This window comes from Acididesulfobacillus acetoxydans (assembly GCF_902729405.1).
Classification (GTDB): domain Bacteria; phylum Bacillota; class Desulfitobacteriia; order Desulfitobacteriales; family Desulfitobacteriaceae; genus Acididesulfobacillus; species Acididesulfobacillus acetoxydans.
In genome coordinates this window covers 3,701,623-3,722,497 of record NZ_LR746496.1, presented here as the reverse complement: position 1 = coordinate 3,722,497, position 20,875 = coordinate 3,701,623, and the positions used below count along the sequence as shown (strand labels likewise).

The 20,875-nt window shown below is 57.9% G+C and carries 19 protein-coding genes; 18 read left to right on the top strand and 1 reads right to left on the bottom strand.

Annotated elements, in window-relative coordinates; genetic code table 11:
* Positions 1-174: 174 nt before the first annotated feature.
* From MNU25_RS16610 to MNU25_RS16525, 18 genes are all read left to right on the top strand, one after another.
* Positions 175-1,434 (top strand): phenylacetate--CoA ligase family protein, encoded by a 1,260-nt coding sequence (locus tag MNU25_RS16610; protein ID WP_240986085.1) that lies wholly within the window; start codon positions 175-177, stop codon positions 1,432-1,434.
* A gap of 169 nt (positions 1,435-1,603) precedes the next feature.
* Entirely contained in the window at positions 1,604-1,999 is a 396-nt protein-coding gene (locus MNU25_RS16605; protein ID WP_240986889.1) for an ACT domain-containing protein, read from the top strand.
* A gap of 402 nt (positions 2,000-2,401) precedes the next feature.
* The gene (locus MNU25_RS16600) at positions 2,402-3,313 is read left to right on the top strand and encodes a bifunctional enoyl-CoA hydratase/phosphate acetyltransferase (protein WP_240986084.1); all 912 of its coding nucleotides are present in this window, start codon (positions 2,402-2,404) and stop codon (positions 3,311-3,313) included.
* A 391-nt stretch (positions 3,314-3,704) separates the two neighbouring features.
* Complete coding sequence (gene priA / locus MNU25_RS16595) at positions 3,705-6,323, top strand: replication restart helicase PriA (RefSeq protein WP_240986083.1); 2,619 nt, start codon at positions 3,705-3,707, stop codon at positions 6,321-6,323.
* 57 nt (positions 6,324-6,380) lie between these two features.
* Positions 6,381-6,839, top strand: a complete 459-nt coding sequence (def, locus tag MNU25_RS16590; protein ID WP_240986082.1) for a peptide deformylase — start codon at positions 6,381-6,383, stop codon at positions 6,837-6,839.
* 366 nt (positions 6,840-7,205) lie between these two features.
* Complete coding sequence (gene fmt, locus MNU25_RS16585; protein ID WP_240986081.1) at positions 7,206-8,351, top strand: methionyl-tRNA formyltransferase; 1,146 nt, start codon at positions 7,206-7,208, stop codon at positions 8,349-8,351.
* A 27-nt stretch (positions 8,352-8,378) separates the two neighbouring features.
* Positions 8,379-9,071 (top strand): zinc metallopeptidase, encoded by a 693-nt coding sequence (locus tag MNU25_RS16580; protein WP_240986080.1) that lies wholly within the window; start codon positions 8,379-8,381, stop codon positions 9,069-9,071.
* A gap of 25 nt (positions 9,072-9,096) precedes the next feature.
* Positions 9,097-10,488, top strand: a complete 1,392-nt coding sequence (rsmB, locus tag MNU25_RS16575; protein WP_240986079.1) for a 16S rRNA (cytosine(967)-C(5))-methyltransferase RsmB — start codon at positions 9,097-9,099, stop codon at positions 10,486-10,488.
* Between the two features lie 27 nt (positions 10,489-10,515).
* Complete coding sequence (rlmN, locus tag MNU25_RS16570) at positions 10,516-11,607, top strand: dual-specificity RNA methyltransferase RlmN (RefSeq protein WP_240986078.1); 1,092 nt, start codon at positions 10,516-10,518, stop codon at positions 11,605-11,607.
* A gap of 7 nt (positions 11,608-11,614) precedes the next feature.
* The gene (locus MNU25_RS16565; RefSeq protein ID WP_240986077.1) at positions 11,615-12,394 is read left to right on the top strand and encodes an FhaA domain-containing protein; all 780 of its coding nucleotides are present in this window, start codon (positions 11,615-11,617) and stop codon (positions 12,392-12,394) included.
* A gap of 28 nt (positions 12,395-12,422) precedes the next feature.
* Positions 12,423-12,875 (top strand): FHA domain-containing protein, encoded by a 453-nt coding sequence (locus tag MNU25_RS16560; RefSeq protein WP_240986076.1) that lies wholly within the window; start codon positions 12,423-12,425, stop codon positions 12,873-12,875.
* A complete protein-coding gene (locus tag MNU25_RS16555; protein ID WP_240986075.1) occupies positions 12,853-13,572 on the top strand; it encodes a Stp1/IreP family PP2C-type Ser/Thr phosphatase in 720 nt (239 codons plus the stop codon). The genes MNU25_RS16560 and MNU25_RS16555 overlap by 23 nt, the downstream gene beginning before the upstream one ends.
* 81 nt (positions 13,573-13,653) lie before the next feature.
* Complete coding sequence (locus MNU25_RS16550) at positions 13,654-14,937, top strand: FtsW/RodA/SpoVE family cell cycle protein (protein ID WP_240986074.1); 1,284 nt, start codon at positions 13,654-13,656, stop codon at positions 14,935-14,937.
* Complete coding sequence (locus MNU25_RS16545) at positions 14,934-16,340, top strand: peptidoglycan D,D-transpeptidase FtsI family protein (protein WP_240986073.1); 1,407 nt, start codon at positions 14,934-14,936, stop codon at positions 16,338-16,340. Before MNU25_RS16550 ends, MNU25_RS16545 begins: the two co-directional genes overlap by 4 nt.
* Before the next feature lie 5 nt (positions 16,341-16,345).
* Positions 16,346-18,043, top strand: coding sequence for a Stk1 family PASTA domain-containing Ser/Thr kinase (pknB, locus tag MNU25_RS16540; protein WP_240986072.1), 1,698 nt, complete (start codon positions 16,346-16,348; stop codon positions 18,041-18,043).
* A gap of 9 nt (positions 18,044-18,052) precedes the next feature.
* On the top strand, positions 18,053-18,925 hold the full coding sequence (rsgA, locus tag MNU25_RS16535; RefSeq protein WP_240986071.1) for a ribosome small subunit-dependent GTPase A: 873 nt from the start codon (positions 18,053-18,055) through the stop codon (positions 18,923-18,925).
* A 64-nt stretch (positions 18,926-18,989) separates the two neighbouring features.
* Complete coding sequence (rpe, locus tag MNU25_RS16530) at positions 18,990-19,661, top strand: ribulose-phosphate 3-epimerase (protein ID WP_240986070.1); 672 nt, start codon at positions 18,990-18,992, stop codon at positions 19,659-19,661.
* Between the two features lie 114 nt (positions 19,662-19,775).
* On the top strand, positions 19,776-20,414 hold the full coding sequence (locus MNU25_RS16525; RefSeq protein ID WP_240986069.1) for a thiamine diphosphokinase: 639 nt from the start codon (positions 19,776-19,778) through the stop codon (positions 20,412-20,414).
* A 51-nt stretch (positions 20,415-20,465) separates the two neighbouring features.
* On the opposite strand, the gene MNU25_RS16520 is transcribed toward MNU25_RS16525, so the two are convergent.
* A complete protein-coding gene (locus tag MNU25_RS16520) occupies positions 20,466-20,834 on the bottom strand; it encodes a response regulator (RefSeq protein WP_240986068.1) in 369 nt (122 codons plus the stop codon).
* Positions 20,835-20,875: the final 41 nt, after the last annotated feature.

Sequence of the window (20,875 nt, the reverse complement as noted above, 5' to 3'; positions counted from 1 at the left end):
GGTTACGGCCGACCATGGTAAACAAACGTGTCGCCCTCAAGAGCCTGACGAAAATGTGCGAGCGGTTTCTTGACAAAGACGGGTCTAGAAGTTATGCTGGGGCCAACGTGATCTGTACTAGATCAGAACGGCAAGAGCGAGAATTGTTTGGAACAAAGGAGAGGATGGAAGCGGATGTCCAAGGATGAAGAACGGCTGTTGGCCGGTCTCAGGAAAACGGTAGAACGGGTCTTGCGCCTTCCTTATTATCAGCAAAGTCTGGGGCGGGTAGGGGTCAAGCAAGCGAGTGATATCCGGACTCTGGGAGATTTTCAACGTCTCCCTTTAACGAGTAAAGAGGACCTGCGCCTCAACTATCCTTTCGGGCTGTTTGCCGAGCCGCCGGAGCGCATCGTCCGCCTTCATGCCTCCTCGGGGACGACGGGCAAGCCGACTGTGGTAGGGTACACGGAGAACGACATCAAGCTTTGGTCCGGGATCGTGGCCGAGTCTTTGGCGCGGGCGGGGATCGGCAAAGGGGATGTGATCCAGGTTGCCTATGGTTACGGCTTGTTTACGGGAGGGATGGGGCTGCACTACGGCTCGGAGAAACTGGGAGCGATGACGGTACCGATCTCCGGCGGCAACACCCGGCGTCAGCTGATGCTGATGCGGGACTTCGGCACGACGGTCCTCGCCTGTACGCCCTCTTATGCACTTTATTTGGGAGAAAGCCTGGGGGAAGCAGGAATTTCCCGCCAGGAGCTGCGTTTGAAAAAGGGGGTCTTGGGGGCAGAACCCTGGACAGAGGGCATGAGAGAGGAAATCGAAGCGCGGCTGGGGATTGACGCCTATGACATCTACGGCCTGAGCGAAATCATGGGCCCCGGGGTGGCGATGGAATGCCCGCAGCACAGGGGTCTGCACATAGACGGGCATTTTTATCCGGAGATCCTGGACGAAAGGGGAGAGCCGCTGCCTGAGGGCGTGCCGGGTGAGCTGGTCTTTACGAGTATCGATAAGGAAGCTTTTCCGGTCCTGCGCTACCGGACCAAAGATTTAACGGCTCTGCACCATGGGGATTGCGGCTGCGGGCATAGCGGTTGGACGATGGAGCGGGTTACGGCCCGGGTGGATGATATGCTGATCATCCGGGGAGTGAATGTTTTCCCGAGCCAGATCGAGGAAGGGATTCTGGCCGTGGACGGTTTGGAACCCCACTATCTGTTGATCGTGGAGCGCGCGGGCACACTCGACCAGTTAGAGGTTCAGGTCGAGGTCAACGCGGCCAACTTCATAGATGAAGTTCGCGAGCTGGAGACTTTGAAGAAGCGCGTTCAGCAGCGGATCGAAGAAATTATCGGTATTTCGATCAGGGTTCGTTTAGTGGAGCCCAAGAGTATTCCCCGCAGTGAAGGAAAAGCGAAAAGGGTCGTCGATAAGCGCAAGGGTTAAGTCCGGCCCACCTCGGACATGAGCATTTGCCAAAGCAAAAATGACGCAAGCCGAGGGGCGCCAAGAATTATTTGAGCTTGGAGTACGGGATGCTGCTTTGGAGTATGGGGTGCTGCTCTCACGGGTAGAAACGCAAGTCTCACGATTGGATGAAGGGGTGAACGCTGCGGTGTTGCAACTGTCTATCTTTCTTGAGAACACAAAAGGCCGTTTGGCCGAAGTTTTAAATCTACTGGCGGATCTCGGCGTCAACGTGCGGGCCCTGTCGCTGGCGGATACCAAGGATTATGGCGTCCTCCGCCTCATGGTCGATTCCCCGGAGCAAGTGGCGGAAGAGCTGAGGCAAAAAAATTGCGTCGTGAGCCTCACCCCTGTGTTCGTCCTTGAGGTTCCGGACGAGGTGGGGGGACTGGTCGGGGTTCTGAATCGCCTGGTTCCGGAAGGTGTCGTTGTCGAATATATGTATGCCTTTGTGGAGAAGGCGCGGGAGAAGGCTCAGGTGGTTATCCGGGTCCGGGACAATCAAGGGATGGAGAAAGCCTTGAAGAAGCTGGGCCTTAATTAGCTTGACCCAATCACAAAACTCTCACTCCTGCAAGTGGAAGTGGTTCCCCCGTTGCTTCAGTGGGGGCAGACGTCTTACTGAAGTCCCGAGGTTCAACCGAAGTCCCGAGGTTCAACTTAGTGGAACGAGTTCACTAGACCCCCTCTGAAAGCAGAGGGGCTTTTTTCTGATCCCTTCGGCCTGGAATCTGGGGCGATAACTGGTATAATGAAAGAAAAGAACAGAGCCGAAGGAAAAGGGTGGTCTGAAAAAGAAAAGAAAAGAGCGACAGGAAAAGGGTGTCTGAAAAAGAAAAGAAAAGAGCGACAGGAAAAGGGTGTCTGAAAAAGAACAGAGCCAATGGAAAAGGGTGTTTGAAAACGCTTTGGCCAGGGTATTTGACAGAGCAAGGAGTGTTGGCAATTGAGGTTTACCGGGTTGGAGGTTCTTTTGGAAAGGGCCCAAAGCCTGGGCCGGGCGCGGGTGGCCGTGGCGGCGGCTGCCGATAAACAGGTGCTGGAAGCGGTGAAAATGGCCCAAACCGTGGGGTTGATCGATCCGCTGCTGATTGGGTCCGGGGTAGGGATCGAGGATTTGGCCCGGCAAATCGGGTTGGATTTAGGTAAAGCGGAACTGATTGATGAGCCGGATCCGGTGGCGGCTGCCCATAAGGCTGTGGACGCTGTGGTCAGAGGAAGGGCTCATTTTCTCATGAAAGGGCTTGTGAACACGGCCGATTTCCTGCGGGCGGTTTTGCGTGCGGAGGATGGGCTGAGAAGCGGAAGGCTGCTCTCCCATCTGGCGGCTATCTCGGTGCCGGGTTTTAACAGGCTTCTTTTTCTGACGGACGGGGGAATCAACATTTCTCCCACGCTGGAGCAGAAAAAGGAAATTCTCGCCAATGCCTTGGACTGCATGCATCGTATCGGCATGGGGGAAGTGAAAGTTGTCGCTTTATCGGCTAACGAAGTTCCGAGCGCGAAGATGGTCTCCTCAACGGATGCCGCCGCCTTGGCGGAGATGGGTGAGAGGGGAGAATTCGTGGGGGCTGTCGTGGACGGTCCCCTGGCTTTGGACGGAGCCATCAGCGCGGCGGCCTTGAAACATAAGGGCATCAAGAGCCGGGTGAACGGAGACGCCGATCTTTTCCTGGTGCCGACGATTGAGGTTGGAAATGCGGTGATTAAGTCCATGCTCTATTTTGCCGGAGCCACGTTTGCGGGGATCATCCTGGGGGCGAAGACGCCGATCGTGATGACCTCGCGCAATGATTCGCCGCGCAGTAAGCTGATGTCCATCGCTTTTGCGGCAGTCAGCCGCGAAGCAGGGGTATAACGGAGAGCTTTCAGAGTGACGCTCCACAACGGCTAAAGCCGTGCAGGCTTTATATCGGGCGAACAGCTTTGCTTTGATGCTGCCTGCTCGACAGTCCGGATAATCGCCTTATCGCGGCGCCGGACCCGAAACAGTTCCCTCCACAAGTTTTCAGCAGAGATTTATCTGGGTTATAGATTTATCTGGGTTATGGTCCGGATGGTCTTCTTGCCATCCGGGCCTATCGGCGCTTGAAAGACATAACCCTGCTCCTGATCCCGATACGGGTATGCCTCGGGCTTCTGCGCTTGTGTCCGGCCATTCGGCCCGCCGTGGCGGATGTGGTTGTGGCCGGACAAAACTGTTATAATGGTCGTGAATATGGAGCATTCAGTTTGGGAGGCGCAGTTTTTTGACGCGGTACGCCGAAGTTATGCCGGACGTCGCCAACCGGCGTCTCGATAGAACTTACCACTATATTGTTCAGGATGACATGAAGGCCGCTGCCGGGATGAGGGTCTTGATTCCTTTACAGGGCCGGCAGGTGCAGGGGCTGATCGTTCGGGTCGCGGATCGCCTGCCCAAGGAAGCCGAGGGCAAGGAATTGCGTCCGGTCTTGAAGATTTTGGCGGCGGCAGCGGTGCCCGCGGAGATGATCGAGCTGGCTCGCTGGCTGGCGGAGACGACCCTGTGTTCCGTGGCTCAAAGCCTGCGTACGGTTTGGCCTTTGCTCAAAGGCAAGGTGGAAGAGTGGGTAATCCCTCTGGCGGGCCGGGAAGACCCGGATGTCGAGACTTTGCGCTGGCTCGATCCGGAAACTTATGCCTGCCTGGAAGTACTGGGCCGCTCCCGGCGCCGGGGTTTGCCCCTGAAGACGTTCCTGCAGAGAGCCCGGGTCGGCGGGGACTTCTTGAAGCAGCTGATCGGGCAGGGCTGGGTGAAAACAGAAACCCGGTTCTCTTCTGCTTGGAAAACCGGAGCCCGGTCTGCCCGGATTCCCTCCGGGGGAGTTTCGCGGGAAGCACCGCGGGAGGCCGATACCCGGGAGATAGATACCCGGGAGATAGATACCCGGGAGGCCGATACCCGGGAGGCGGATACTCGGGGGGTGGGTACTCAGGAGGCAGATACTCGGGAGGCAGATACTCGGGAGGCAGATACTCGGGAGGCAGATACTCGGGAGGCAGATGCTTTTCGGGGTGGCGGCGTTCGGCAAAGCGCCTGTGCGGATTCTGCGAACTTCCTTGAAGAGGGCGCTTATGAGGCGCTCATCTCTCAAGATGGCACCCCGGCTGAGGCGTTCCCGAATGATTGTGAAAAAAGGGAGTGTGGGTCCGGGGGGCAGGCGGAATCCTCAACCGAAAAGTTGTTCCGGGTGTCTTGGGGAGAGAAAATTCTCAGCCGCGAACAGAAAGCGGCGGTAACAGAGATTATATCGGCCCTGGGCAAAGGAGCCGCCCGCACTCTCCTCCTGCACGGGGTGACCGGAAGCGGGAAGACGGAAGTGTACAGGAGGGTGATTCAGTACCTTCTCCTCCGGGGCGGGGACGTGATCCTGCTGGTGCCGGAGATTTCCTTGACAGCCCAGCTGGCTCGCTATTTTAAGACAGATTTTGGTTCGCAAATGCTGGTGCTCCATTCCGGGCTCAAACCGGGGGAGAAAGCCAGGGCTTGGGAGAAGATACTGGAGGGAAATGTCCATCTGGTCATCGGGGCCCGTTCGGCGGTTTTTGCCCCTCTGCCGGCCCTGAAATTGATCATTTTGGACGAGGAGCATGACCAGGCGTATAAGCAAGATGAGAACCCCAAGTATCATGCCCGGGATGTTGCCCGCAAACGGATGGAATATCGTCAAGGGGTGGTTCTCCTGGGGAGCGCGACACCTTCGCTGGAGGCGTATGCGGCGGCCCGGAGCGGCAAAGCCGAACTGCTCACGATGAGGGAACGCATAGGATCCTGCATCTTGCCCCCCGTGGAAGTTGTGGATATGCGGGAGGACTTGGCTAAGGGCAACCGCAGTCTGTTTTCTCTCAGCCTCCAGACCAAGCTGCGGGAGCGGCTGGAGCGGGGTGAGCAAAGCATGCTCTTTTTAAACCGCCGGGGCTACGCGACTTTTGTCGTATGCCGGGAATGCGGTTACGTGGCGCGCTGCCCCGACTGCGATGTGGCGCTCACTTATCATACTCAGGACGAAGTGATGCGTTGTCATTATTGTAATCACACCGAGGAAACGCCTCACCGCTGTCCCGAGTGCGGGAGCCGGTACATCCGTTTCTTTGGCCTGGGGACGCAAAGAGTCGAGGAAGAACTGCGGGGCCTATGGCCCCAGGTAAGGGTTTTGAGGCTGGACTGGGATGCGGTGCATGAACAGGGCCATGAGGAGATCTTGGCGGCTTTCAGGAGGCAGGAGGCTCAGGTTCTGGTGGGGACGCAGATGATGGCCAAGGGGTTGGATTTTCCCAATGTAACTCTTGTGGGGATCGTGGCGGCTGACCAAACTCTGCAGATGCCGGATTTCAGGGCCAGGGAGAGGACGTTTCAACTGCTGACGCAAGTTGCCGGGCGTGCCGGACGGAGCGAAAAACCGGGGGAAGTCGTCATTCAAACCTATACCCCGGCGGACCGCGCTATCCAACACGCATCCGTTCATGATTTTGAGGGCTTTTTCTGGGAGGAAATTCGCTACAGAAAGGAGCGCCGCTATCCCCCTTTCACGCACGTCATACGGGTGCTTGTCCAGGGGGAGGAGGAGGAGCGGGTGATCAAAGGGGCGCATGAACTGGCCACGGCCCTGTTCGGGCGAATGCCGGAACACGGAAATGGGAATACTGAACTGTTGAATGTCCTTGGTCCGGCACCCGCCGTCCTGCCCCGGCTGAAAAAGCAATTTCGCTGGCAGGTGTTGGTTAAGGGAAAAAATATCGAGATTTTAAGGGCTTTTCTCCACGGCGGGATCGAAAAGTTTTTTCAAAGCTCGGCGGCTCATGGCATAATACTGAATATCGAGGTTGATCCTATGGCCACCGCTTGAGGCGGTGGAGTGAAGAATTTGGGTGAGACTTTGCAGGAAAGAAGGAGGACGTCTCAAATGGCAGTGTATCAAATTGTGGAGGTTGGGGCGGAAGTCTTACGGGAGCAGGCAAAAGAGATTCCCGAAGTCAATAAAACGATCGAGAAACTGCTCGATAACTTGGCTGAAACGATGTATGCCGCGGGCAACGGGATCGGCCTGGCAGCGCCGCAGATCGGAGTTTCAAAACGCGCCATCGTGGTGGACGTGGGAGAGGGTTTGATAGAGCTCGTCAATCCGGTAGTCGTCGAGAGTTCCGGGGTATCGGTGGAAACGGAAGGCTGTCTCAGCATTCCCGGGGTCAATGGGGATGTCGTGCGGCCGGCTCAGGTCAGGGTTAAGGGTTTGGACCGCAAGGGCGAGCCGGTGGACATCACCACAGACGGACTGCTCGCTCGGGCTTTGCAGCACGAAATAGACCATTTGGAGGGTATCCTCTTCATTGATAAGGCTAAGAAGATTTACCGCAGCAAGTAAAGGGCAGCCATCGCGTCATAGCGCAGTCGTGCGGAGGCGGTAGAGGAATCCGGCCGCAAAGAGGCAAGAGGTATTGCCTGAACGTTCTTGCGGCGATGGGCCGGAGGGGTGTCAGACACACAAGGACGCGGCAGAGACGCGGTGGGGTAGTGCGGGGACGGCGATGGTGCGGCGAGGAACTCAAGGTCGCCGCGGAGACGCACGAGACCGCTGCGGCGACGGCGAAGGTCGCCGCGGGGAACGCACGTGAACGATGCGCAGACTCATAGGGGCCCTGCGGAACGCGCAAAGTTCCTTAGCCGCAGGAGGTGCGGGACGCCGGCCCGGCGGAAGCCGCATTGGGTAAATGAATCCTGGGAGGTTTTTATGCGTTTGGTGTTTATGGGGACTCCGGATTTCGCGGTTCCTTCCCTCGAGGCGTCGGTGGGAGCGGGGTACGAGGTTGCCGGGGTGTTTACTCAGCCGGACCGCCCGGCAGGCCGGGGACAACTGATGAAGCCCAGCGCGGTGAAAACGGCGGCTTTGGCGCTGGGTTTGCCGGTGTTCCAGCCGGAACGGGTAAAAAGTCCCGAGGCGGTGGCTCAACTGCGTGACTTAGCGCCGGAGGGCATCGTTGTGGTGGCCTACGGGCAGATCCTCTCATCTGAGATCCTCGCCTTGCCGCGCAGGGGCTGTATTAATGTACACGCCTCTCTGCTGCCGGCTTACCGCGGCGCGGCGCCGATTCAGTGGGCGGTGATCCGGGGGGAGAAAGTGACCGGGGTTACCACGATGCTTATGAATCAGGGTCTGGATACGGGAGACCTGCTCTTACAGGCGGAATATCCGATTTCTGCGGAGGCCGCCGGCGGTGAGGTACATGAGGCACTGGCCCGTTTGGGCGCAACCCTGCTTTTGGATACGTTAGCCGGGGTCGAGGCCGGCACTGTCCGGCCGGTTCCTCAGACGGGGCCGGGGAGTTATGCGCCTCTTCTCACCCGCAAGGATGAAAAGATTGACTGGGCAGGCGGTTCCTGGGCGATTCACAATCTCATCAGAGGTCTCAATCCCTGGCCGGGTGCTTATACGACTTTCCGGGGAGAGAGTCTCAAAGTCTGGCAAAGCTCTCCCCCGGAGGAAGAAACATCCCCGGGGGAAAGCGCGGGGGAAAGCGCGGGGAAGCGGTATACCGAGACCGGGGCAAGGAATTCTCCGGGGGAGGAGAGAGTCCGATCCGGTACGCAGACCAATTACACAAGGGTCAGAAGCAAGAAAACAGGGAGAGGACAGCCGGCTGCCGGCCCCGAAAAAAGCAGCGGCAAGACCTTGGCCGGGGTTTGGGACTCAGGCTTCGGGACTCCGGCGAATTGGCCGGGCGAGGTCCTGAGGATTGAAGGAGACGGCTTGGCGGTGCGGACGGGCGACGGGTGGCTGAAAATCAAAGAAGTACAGCCGGCGGGAAAACGCCGGATGCCGGCCCGGGATTTTTTCCTGGGCAGGCATGGGGAAGCGGGAGAGAGGTTGGGTTTATAATTTGTCCTGAGAGGGAGGATGGATGAGATGTTTTTCTATGATCCGACGATGATTTTATTGATTCCCGCGATCTTGCTTTCCGTCTATGCTCAAGCGAAGATTTCTTCCGCCTACGGCAAGTACTCGGAAATCCGGGCCCGCAGCGGTCTCACCGGCGCCCAAGTGGCGCGGGCTATTCTCGGGGGCAGCGGTTTGTATGACGTGCGGGTGGAAGCGGTGAGCGGCCGTTTGTCTGACCACTATGATCCCAGGACAAAGGTCGTGAGCTTGAGTCAAGATGTTTATTCCAGTAATTCTTTGGCGGCGGTGGCGGTGGCCGCTCATGAGACGGGACACGCCCTCCAGGATGCCAGGGGATACTTTCCGCTGCAGCTGCGTTCGACTTTTGTTCCTGTGGCCAATTTCGGCAGCAGTTTGGGTCCGATCCTCATTCTGGTCGGCTTGTTTATGCCGGCTTTTGGGCTCCTGTTGCAAGTGGGGATCCTGTTTTTTGCCTTTGCGGTTTTGTTTCAGCTGATCACGCTGCCGGTGGAGTTTAATGCCAGCCACAGAGCCTTGGCCATGTTGAGCCAGGAAAACCTGGTGGCCGGAGACGAAATGAGAGGTGCCCGTGCGGTTTTGAGCGCCGCGGCTTTGACCTATGTGGCGGCCGCCCTGGCCGCAGTCTTACAGCTGGCCCGTTTTGTCCTGATCGCACAGGGACGTAGCCGCCGCGACTGAGTTTGTTTGAGGACAGTGAGAATTTATGAGCAGAGGACAAGAGCCGGCCGGAGGACCGGTGAGGCGGAGCCCGCGTTTTCTTGCGGCGGAGATCCTTTCCCGGGTGGAAAGCGGCGCTTCCTATGCCAATATTCTCCTCCAACATAATTTAGGGGCTTTGAGTGAGCCAAGGGAGCGCTCCCTGGCGACGGTACTCGTCAATGGCTGTTTAAAGCACCGGCTCACCCTGGATTATGCCTTGCGCCTGCACCTGCGCAAACCCATGTCGAGTTTGCCGGTGCGGGTCCGCCAAATTCTGCGCCTCGGGGCTTTCCAGCTTCTCTATTTGGATAAAATTCCGGGGGCCGTGGCGGTCAACGAGAGCGTCGAACTGGCCAAGACCTCGGAGCCCAAGTTTACGGCTCTGTTGAACGGCGTTCTGCGCCGGGTTATGGAAACGGGCTGGGACTTGCCGTGGCCGGAGGCCGCGAGGGAGCCGGTACGCTATTTGTCAGTGCGCCATTCACACCCTGACTGGCTGGTGCGCCGCTGGTGGAAACGCTGGGGGTTTACGGAAACGGAGGAGCTGCTGCGCCTCGATAACGAGCCGGCTCCGCTTTGGATCCGGGCCAATGTTTTAAGAACCGACCGGGAAGGGTTGCGGGAACGGCTGCTTCTGGAAGGAGTGGCGGCAGAACCGGGGGAGCGGGTTCCGGAAAGTCTGCGCGTCTCTGGCCTGGGGGCTTTGGCTGAGCTGGCCGCGTTCAGGGAGGGTCTTTTCACGGTTCAGGATGAGAGCTCGCAGATGGTAGCCCACGTGTTGCGGCCGCAGAGCGGGGATGCGGTTCTCGACGCCTGCAGTGCGCCGGGCGGAAAAACGACTCACCTGGCGGAATTCATGCACAATACCGGTTCTATCTCGGCTTTTGACCGGCATGAAGGTAAACTCCGGCTGGTGGAGGAACTGGCCGGGCGCCTCGGCATCTCCATCATTCACACCTATCCGGGGGATGCGCGCGAGCTGAGCGGCGTGGAGGATGAATCTCAGGACGGGGTGCTGGTGGACGCGCCCTGTTCCGGCTTGGGGATCCTCAGGCGCAAGGCGGATTTGCGCTGGCGCAAGGAGGAGAAGGACATAGAGGCTCTGCCACAGCTTCAGCTTGCCATCCTGGAGAGAGCCGCGGCCAAAGTGAGGCCCGGAGGAACGTTGGTCTACTCGACTTGTACCGTGGAGCCGGAGGAAAACTTTGAGGTGGTCAAAGCGTTCCGCTCCGCTCACGCGGAGTTTGTTCCTGCCGACTTGGCGGAGAGGCTGCCTTTTTCGTTGTCAGATCCGCGGGACCGGCGTCAGGCGGAGAAGGGAATGTTGCAGCTCTTACCGCAGAGGCACGGGACGGACGGATTTTTCCTGGCGCAATTTACCAGGCGGGAAGTTTAGAACGCTGGCGATTAGGTGAATAATACTATGGAACGACAAGAACCGCTGGGCTGTGACCATACTATGGAACAACAAGAAGCGCGTGGCTGCAAAGAAGAAGAACTGGGGAAAATGTGTCTGGCCAACGGTCTGGCGCGTTTTCGGGGCAGTCAGGTCTTCCGCTGGGTTCAGGAACGCGCTGTGCGATCTTGGGCGGAAATGACGAACATCAAAGAAGCGGACAGGAAACTTTTGAGCGCCGTCCTGACTTTGCGGCCCTTGGAGCTGCTCAGGGAGCAGAGATCGCGCGACGGGACCCGGAAGTATCTTTTCGGCCTGGCAGACGGGGAGAGTATTGAATGTGTGCTCATGGATTATGAGCGCCGGCGGGCGCGGGACAGGCACACAGTTTGCGTTTCTACTCAGGTGGGGTGCCCGGTGGGCTGCGCCTTTTGCGCTACCGGTCTCGGCGGTTTCCGCCGCAATCTGACAGCGGGGGAGATCACGGGTCAGGTTCTGGAGCTGACCCGTAATCTCCGGCGGGAGGACGAGGGTTTTCAAGTGACCAATGTGGTTTTCATGGGGATGGGGGAGCCTTTCCTGAATTATGGGGCGGTGTTAAGAGCCATCGAGGTTTTGAACAGTCCTCAGGGGCAGAATATAGGCATGAGGAGGATGACGATCTCGACGAGCGGGGTGGTGCCCGGGATCCGGCGGTTGGCCCGGGACAATGCCCAGGTGGGATTAGCCGTCTCTCTGCATGCGGGGACCGATGCGGTGAGGGATGTCCTGGTGCCGATGAACCGGCGCTATCCTTTGGCGGAGCTGCTTGGGGCCTGCCGGGAATACGGCGAAATCAGCGGCCGCCGGATTACTTTTGAGGTGGCCTTGACGGAAAAAACGGCCAATGAACAGGAGGCATCTGCAGTGGCCAAACTTTTGCGAGGAATGTTGGCACATGTTAACCTGATCCCGGTCAACCCGGTGGCGGAGACAGGAATCAAACGGCCGGCGGAGAAGCGGGTGGCGGAGTTCGCCGGCATCCTGGCCGAGGCGGGAATCCCGGTCAGCGTCCGGGAGGAACGCGGGACAGATATTGAAGCGGCGTGTGGTCAACTGAGGCGGCGTTATGGGGAGTGAAACGGAAATGAGTCTGCTGGCTCGTTTTGAAGCGGTAGCGGAGAAACTGTTTACCGGAGCGTTCAAGAAGAACTCTGCCCGCTTGCAGCCGGTCGAGATCGCCAAAGAACTGGTCAAAGTGATGTTAAAACACAAACAGGTCAGCGTTTCAGCCGTATATGTGCCCAATGTCTACCGGGTTTTTCTTCATTCCGGCGACTGGAGCCCTTTGGCGACTTTCGGCGACGCACTTTTACTGGAACTCTCAAAATATCTGTACCAGGAAGGGGAGAAGTACGGTTGTACCTTTCTGACTAAACCTGCCATTGAACTGCATGAGGATGATACGGTGACCCCGCGCGAAATGTTTATCGAAGCTGACTTCGATGATTCAATTGTCGTAGATTGGGGAGATGAGGCGCCTGAAGCGGACGAGGAAGAAGACTGGCGCGAACAAACAAGTATTTTCCGGGAAGAAGTCAAGACAAACTTGCCTTCAGCCGCTCAACCCGGCAGGAATCCGGCTTATTATCTCGAAGTAATTGAGGGACCGGATGCTACCCAGATTTTCCCTGTGCCCCCGGAGGTGTTTTATCTGGGGCGCCATTCGCAGTGCCAAATCGTCCTGCACGATCCGGAGGTTTCCAGGAGGCACCTTAAGGTGACGGAGGAGGAGCAAGGCTGGCTGCTGGATGATCTGGGCAGTACGAACGGGACTTGGGTGAACGGCGAAAGGATCACGCGGCGGCTGGTCACGCCCGGGGAAAAGATTCGTCTCGGGCAAACGGTCGTCGTGATTCATCGCTAGCTGGTCAAAGAATTCCCGGAGGTAGGATATGCAAGCCATTCTTATCATTGGGCGGCTCCTGTTTGTGGCCCTGATTTATCTTTTTCTCTTCCGCATTTTGACGGTCTTAATTGCCGATTTACAGGTCAAAGGGCTGTTCCGTCCGCGCGAAAAGGAATTTGGGCAGTTGGAGGTGCTCAACGGTACGGAGACTCTGCCGAAAGGGAGGCGTTTCCGGGTCGACAACCGGGGGTTAAGCGTGGGGCGCGGTAAAAACAACGACATTATCATGCCGGATCATTTTGTTTCTCTCGACCATGCCGTTTTTCGCCGGCAGAAGGGGGTGACAATGCTGGAGGATCTGGGCAGTACGAACGGGACCTGGGTGAACGGAGAACGTATTAATTCCCCCGTACAGCTCGTTATTGGGGATTATGTGAAAATAGGAAGTATTACGTTCCAATACACGAGGTGGCAAAATGAGAATTCTAAGTTGCAGTGAAACCGGCCTTGTGCGCAAAAACAATGAAGACGCTTATCTCATTCTCCAAGACCGCGGTCTTCTGGCCGTGGCGGACGGGATGGGCGGGCATCTGGCGGGAGAGGTCGCGGCCAGAATGGCTTTGGCCCAGCTGGCCAAGTCTGCGGCCGAGTTGGACACCCTTGAGCGGGATACTCTCGGCGATTGGCTGCAGCGGAGTTTAACCGAAGCGAACAGGGTGGTGTACGCGTCTTCCCTTGCCAGCCCGGAGAGAAGGGGGATGGGCACTACTCTGACGGCCCTTCTCATTCTGAGACAAGAGGTTCTCATCGGGCATGTGGGAGACAGCCGGGCTTATTTGTGGCGGGGCGGTGAACTCATAGCCCTGACAGATGATCATTCATTGGTAGGTGAGCTTTTGCGCCTGGGGCAGATTTCACCGGAGGAGGCGGAGAAGCATCCGAAACGCAACATGATCATGCGGGCCGTAGGCGCGGCCGAAGAGATCGAGATTGACCTGCGCAAGGTTGAAACGCAGGCCCGGGACGTGTTCTTTCTCTGCACGGACGGGTTTTCCGACGTGGTGAAGGCGGAAGAAGTGCGTGACGAACTGGGGGCGGAACGTTCCTGGGAGGGCCATTTGGAAGCCTTGCGCCGGCTGGTGCTGGAGCGGGGCGCCCCGGACAACTTCACGCTGCTCTGCTGTGTTTTAGACTAGGGACGGTTTTTGTGCCGGGGCTTTCACGGCTGCGCAAGAAACAAGAGCCCGTTTCCCCGCTGGGATGAAAAAGTGAGGGTTATGAAAACGAAATTCAGCTTGCGGTTGATCATATTTGCTATATTGTGGCTGGGGCTGGGTGTGTTGCACTTGGAAGGAAAGCTGGACCCGCGTCTGCTCGGGCCGGCGGGGGCGTTTACTTTGCTGATGGCGGCGGGGGCCGTTCTGGAACGAGTGACCCGCTACCGGGGTGACCCCTTTATCCTGCCGACGGTGGAGGCTATTGTCAGTGTGGGGGTTGTCTTCTTGGCCCGGATCCGTCCGGATCTGGCTTTGCATCAACTGTGGTGGGCGATGGCCGGTTTAGTGCTTTATTATCTTTTGCTCTGGGGCCTGCGGGATTACCGGCGTCTGGGCAATCTTCAGTACTTCTGGGGTTTGGCGGCCGTGGGGCTTCTGGTCGTTACGCTCTTGTTCGGTGTGACTTCCGGCGGGGCGACCAGCTGGCTGCGCTTGGGTCCCTTTACGGTGGAGCCCGAAGAATTGGTCAAAGTGGCTCTGCTCCTGTTCTTGGCGTCTTATCTGGGAGAGCATGAGACCCTATTGCGGGTAGGGACTGTTCAGATAGGGAGGATGTCCGTCCCGGATGTCCGGACGCTCGGCCCCTTTCTGCTGATGGCGGCTTTTTCCCTGGGTCTCTTGGCGGCTCAGAAAAGTTTGGGCACGGCTCTGGTGTTTTATGCTCTTTTTGTCCTGCTGCTCTATGCGGTGACGGATCGGGCTCTCTACCTGGGGGTCTCCATTCCCGTCTTTCTCCTGACCGGTTGGCTGGGGTACACCCTTTTCGGGCATGTCCGGGTCAGGGTGGAAGCCTGGCTCAATCCTTGGCGGGATATTGCGGGGGGCGGGTACCAGATTGCCCAGTCCTTGTTTGCCATAGCCGGGGGCGGGGTGCTGGGGACGGGGCTGGGGAACGGAATCGCGGCCTTTCAGGTTCCCGCGGTCAGCACGGATTTCATTTTCGCGGCGATTGCCGAAGAGTTGGGATTTGTGGGAGCCATGGCCGTCATCTGTCTGTTTTTGATCGTGGTTCTCAGGGCTTTTTCGATCAGTATGAAGACTTCGGACCATTTCGGTCAGATTTTGGCGGCAGGGATCGGGATCCTCATCGGCACGGAATCCCTGGTAATTTTGACCGGGGTGACGAAGCTCTTGCCGTTGACCGGGATTCCGTTACCTTGGATTAGCTATGGGGGCAGTTCCATGCTCGTGCATTTTCTGCTGCTCGGGCTGTTGAGCCGTATTTCGCAGGCGGAAAGCAAAAACTCCCTGGCCGAGGCCAAAGGGAGGGAGTATGCCACATGATGCACGGCCTGCGGCGGGTGGCTTTAGGTTTGGCCTTCAGTTTTTTGACCCTCGGCTTGGGGCTGGTTTACTGGCAGGTGGTCCGCTCTCAGGTGTTGTTGGAGAATCCGGCCAACCGGCGTCTTATCGTTTTGGAGCAGAGGATTGAACGGGGAGGAATTTTCGATCGCAACGGCGAAATATTAGCTCAGACTGTGCTTAAGGCGGGACAAAAGGTGCGGGTTTATCCCAAAGGCGCTGAGTTTGAGCCTGCGGTAGGTTATGCCACCCTTTTGCACGGGTCTGCCGGCCTGGAAGGAGCTTTGGCGGATTGGCTTCTGGGGATGCGGAACGAAACCTTGACGCAGCAGGTTCGGCGGATATTTCAACTTCCCCGTCGGGGAGACGATGTGGTTCTGACCTTGGACGGCAAGCTGCAGCAGATTGCTTATGACGGCTTGCAAGGGAAAGCCGGGGCGGCGGTGGCTATTGATCCGCGCAACGGGCAGGTTCTGGCTTTGGCCAGTCGGCCCAGCTTTGATCCGAATGATCTTGACCGCAATTGGCCGGCGATTGTCTCGCAGAGCGGCAGCCCTTTGAGCAATCATGCCTTTTCCCTCTTTCCGCCGGGTTCCACTTTCAAGGTTGTGACGTCTCTGGATCTGTTCAGGGCCGGACTGAATACATCTCAACTCTACGATTGCACCGGCCAAACGATTATTGACGGGCAATATATTCCGGAGCAAAATCATGAGGCCCACGGCTGGGTGAATTACAATCTGGCTTTGGCCGATTCCTGCAATACTTATTTTGCGACTTTTGCCAATCAGGCCGGTCCGGCCAGCTTTTTGGCCGCGGCTAAAGCTTTTGGTTTCGGACAGAAGATACCTCTGGAATTGGATGTGCCTATGAGCAGACTGACCAATCAGGCGGCCCTGCCGGCGAAGCTGCCGGAGTCCCTTCTCCCGTCCAGTGCTTTCGGTCAGGGTCAGGTCATGGTGAGTCCTTTTCATATGGCACTGATTACCGCCTGCATTGCCGACCATGGGGTGATGATGAAACCTCACCTGGTGGACCGGGTTTTGGCTCCGGGGGGACAGGTTGTTTATACGGCGCCCACAGAACCTTGGTTACAGGTCATGAGCAAAGAAGAGGCGGACAAGATCACCAGCGCCATGATCACGGCTGTCAACGAGGGCACGGCTGCTCCCGGAGCTTTGCCCGGCGTCCAAGTGGCGGCCAAGACCGGTTCGGCCGAACCGGGGGGCAATGTCCCCACCCATGCCTGGTATATTGCCTTTGCCCCTGCGGATAAACCGACAATTGCGGTTGCAGTTCTTGTCCAGAACGGTGGGACGGGGGGAGGGGCAGCCGCCCCGATAGCCCGCCGGCTTATTGAAGCCGCATTAAGCGAAAGTAGGTGAAGAATGTGAGTAAAGTCTTCGGCGGGCGCTATGAAGTGATTGAACGCATCGGCGCAGGGGGTATGGCGATTGTCTATAAAGCCAAGGACCTGCTCCTCAACCGGATTGTCACCGTGAAGGTACTGCGCGAGCAGTTCCTCTCGGATGAGGATTTTGTTAAGCGTTTCCGCCGCGAGGCCCAGTCCGCGGCCAGCTTGTCTCATCCGAACATTGTTTCCATTTATGATGTCGGCAAGGACGGGAATATTGAATACATCGTCATGGAATACGTGGAGGGTCGCGATCTCAAGGAGATCATCCGTGAATTCGCGCCCTTATCCCCGGAGCAGGCGATTAACCTGACCCGCCAGATCGGTGAGGCTATCAGGCATGCGCATCAGCATCACATTATTCATCGGGATATTAAACCGCACAACATCCTGGTTACGGCGGAAGGGCGGGCCAAAGTCACGGATTTCGGTATTGCCCGGGCCGTGTCTGCCGCCACTGTCACCCACACCGGGGATATTGTCGGTTCTGTTCATTACCTTTCACCGGAGCAGGCCAAAGGGCTGCCCAGCGATGAACGGTCAGACCTCTATTCTCTCGGAATCATCCTGTATGAGCTCCTGACGGGAAAAGTACCCTATGATGGGGAGACGCCCATTGCCGTAGCTTTGAAACACCTGCAAGAGGTGCCGCCCCGGCCCAGCCAGCTCAATCCGCGGGTGGGGCCGGACCTGGAAAATGTCATTATGCGGGCGATTGCTAAGCCGGCGGAACAGAGGTACGCCACAGCCGGGGATTTTCTGGCCGACTTGGAGAAAGTGCGTTCCGGCCAGCCGGTGCCTAAACCGGAAGAACCGATGGATCTGGATGCGACCCAGGTCCATCGAGGGGTACGGCCCCTGACGGAAACGGCGGGCAGGATGAATTCGAACCCGGCGGAAGAACGGCCGGCGGAGAGCGCCGCGCCGGGAAGGCAGCGGAAGAAACGCCGGCGCTGGCCTTGGGTGGTGACGGCGATTGTCGTTCTGGCTTTGCTGGGCGCCGGGCTTTGGCTGCGCAGCTATCTGACAGTGGGCGACACCGTGGTTCCGTCGCTGGAAGGGAAGACCGTAAAGCAGGCGGAGGCTCTGCTGCAACAATACAAGCTGGTTTTGGGCCCTGATAATTCGGCGGAATACAGTGATACCGTGCCCAAAAACGAGATTATCAGCCAGGTGCCAGCCGCCAACTCTCCCGTCAAGATCGGGCATGAGGTGACGGTGGTCGTGAGCAAGGGAGCGCAGTTGATGAAGTTCCCCAATCTGATTAACCCGCCCTTGAGCAAAGAAAATGCCCTCATCGCCATCGGCAATGCGAATTTCACCGCGACTCCTACCATTACGGAGGTTCCCAGTTCAACCGTGCCGGCGGGAAGCGTGGTTGCTCAGGACCCGCCGCCTGATACGCTTTGGCACAAAGACGGAAACATTCAGTTGACGATCAGCACGGGTCCCCAGGTGCAAACCATTTCCATGCCCAATGTGGTGGGAAAATCGGCGGCTGAGGCGGCCAAGATTCTCCAGGCGCATAATCTTACTCCCGTGACGGACAGCCAGGATTCCACTCAATATCCCAAAGGGATGGTGATCAAGACGAACCCGGCCGCCAATTCTCCGGTTCAACAGGGAGCGAACGTCACCATCACGGTTTCGCGCGGCCCCGGGCCGATAGGATAAGGAGCCGATATGATCGAGGGTATTTTGCTTAAAGGGTATGGCGGTTTTTATTATGTGCTGGCGGAAGACCGGGTGTGGGAGTGTTCCTTACGCGGTCGTTTCCGTGTCCGGGACCAGGATTTTTTTCCGGGGGACAGGGTTGCGATTTTGCCCGGCAGAAAAGTGGCGACGATTGAAAAAGTCGAATCGCGGCGGAATAGCCTGGTGCGCCCCAGTGTAGCCAACGTGGATCAGGCTTTGCTTGTCTTTGCTATGGTCTCGCCGCAGCCGGACTTGAATCTTTTGGACCGCTTGCTTATTCAGGTGATCGGAGCGGGAATCAAACCTTTCCTGGTCCTGACGAAGTTCGACCTTTGGAGGCCGGCCCGGGAAGAAGAGGCAGTCTGGCAGGCCTATGCAAGGCTGGGTTATCTGCTGGCCCGGGTTTCCAACAAGACGGGGGAAGGGTTGGACCGGGTGCGGCCGGTTTTGCGGGGCCGGATTACTGTTTTGGCCGGGCCGTCCGGTGCGGGCAAATCCAGTCTGACGAATCTCCTGGTACCGGGGATGGAATTGAAAACCGGGGATGTGAGCCGCAAACTCAAGCGTGGGCGGCACACGACGCGCCACGTGGAACTTTTTGAGTGTGAGGGCGGATTGGTGGCGGATACTCCGGGATTTTCTGCGCTGGACCTCCCCGCCATGAAGAGAGAGGAACTAGCCGGCTTTTTCCCAGAGATGGACCCTTACCGGGGATTGTGCCGGTTCAAAAGCTGTCTGCATGACCGGGAGCCGGAGTGTGCAGTGAAGCGGGCAGTCGCGGCAGGAGACATTTTGGCCCCGCGTTATGATCATTACCGCCAGTTCCTGCAGGAAGTGATCGCCGCGGAAAGACGTTATTGAAGCCGGTTGGGCCAAAGGCCGGCTTATCAAGGTTAAAATTACGGACAAGGAAAGGAATTGGCATATGATTCAAATTGCACCTTCCATATTGTCCGCGGATTTCGCCCGCTTAGCCGCAGAGGTTAAGCGGGTGGAGGATGCCGGGGCGGATTGGCTGCATATTGATGTGATGGACGGGCACTTTGTGCCCAATTTGACGGTGGGGCCGGCTCTGGTGCAGTCGCTGCGGAAACATGTCCGGATTCCTTTTGACGTTCACCTGATGATCGAAGCCCCGGAACGGTTTGTGCCGGAGTTTGTGAAGGCGGGCGCCGACTTGGTGACAATTCATTGGGAGGCAACGCCCCATGTGCACCGGGTGATCCAGTTGATTAAAAGCCTGGGGGTCCGGGCGGGGGTGGCGCTCAATCCCGCCACTTCCGGGGAAGAGCTGGCCTATCTCTTCGACGATTTGGATGTGGTGTTGGTGATGACCGTCAACCCGGGTTTCGGCGGGCAAAAGTTTATCCCGGCGGTCGTGCCCAAGATCCGAGGCCTGCAGCGGGAATTGGCGCGGCGGAGCTCATCCTGCCTGATCGAGGTGGACGGGGGTATCAACAGCGAAACGGCGCCGATCGTGGCGGAAGCCGGGGCCGGCATATTGGTCGCCGGAGCGGCGGTCTTTGCCGCCGAGGATCCCGCGCAGGCGCTGCATGCTTTACGCCGGGCGGCAGAAGGGGCGGGCCCGCCGATTTGACCGACCCGGCAAAAAATACATCAAGGGGGAAGCGGTCTTCATCTCCGGGCCGGAGGCAGGGGCGTCGGTTCCGGATTGAACTCGGAGTTCCCGGGCCGCTAGGAGTTATGAGTTATGAGGGTATCAGTATTGGCCAACGGAATCTGGGATGCGGATTGGGGCAAGGATGAATTGGCCGGCGCAGCTTACCTTGTCTGCGCGGATGGGGGAGCCAACTCGGCTTTAAACAGCGGTCATTTTCCCCAGGCCGTCATCGGGGATCTGGATTCGATCACGCCGGAAAATCTGAGGCGCTGCCGGGAACGGCGGGTCGAGATTCGGTCTTACCCGCGGGAGAAGGACGAAACAGACCTGGAACTGGCCTTGGCTTTCGCCGAAGGACAAGCGCTGCCGGGGGAGGAGATAACTCTTTACGGGGCAACGGGCGGACGCCCGGACCATTTCTTGGGGAATCTGGCCCTCTTAATGGCTTATGCCCGCCGCGGGCGTAAGATCCGGATGAAAGACCCGCAGCAGGAGATGTGGATTATCCGGGGACGGGAGGTGTTGAAGGGCCGGGCGAAACAAGAGCTGTCTCTGATCGCCCTTTCAGAGACAGCTCTCGTCACGATTACGGGGGTGCATTATCCCCTGGACAAGGCGGTCTTGCGCCAGGATTCCCCCCGCGGCCTCAGTAATGTTTTTTTGGGCGAGGAAGCGACAGTGGAGGTCTGCCGGGGTCAGGTTCTGCTCATCCTCCGTTTCTCCTCTTAATGCAGTGCAAGCGCGGCTGAAACACAGGAAAGCCCCGGACTGAGCCAGAGGTCAGGAAGAAGCGGCCGAATTCAAGAGCCGCGAGACTTGGTCGAGCAGGAGGGCGAGATCGATGGGTTTGGCCAGGATCCTACTCACTCCCAAAGATTCATAACGGGGCAGGATTTCAGGGTCCAAATACCCCGAGACGACGATGATGGGTATGTTTTGAATTTGAGGTAAGTGTTCAATAATCGCATTGCCGGTCATGTCGGGAAGACGATGGTCAAGGATAAGCAGGTCCGGCCGGAAATCCGGCAGCTGCCTAATGGCTTCGCTCCCGGTGGGGTAATCCTGAATCACGGCCTGCATTGGCTCGAGGGCGTACTTATAGAGTTCGCGGATTGCCGGAAAATCTTCAACGATAGCAATACGTGCCATTCCGCTGCACCCTCCCACTCTGACAAGCTTGATGTCTATGT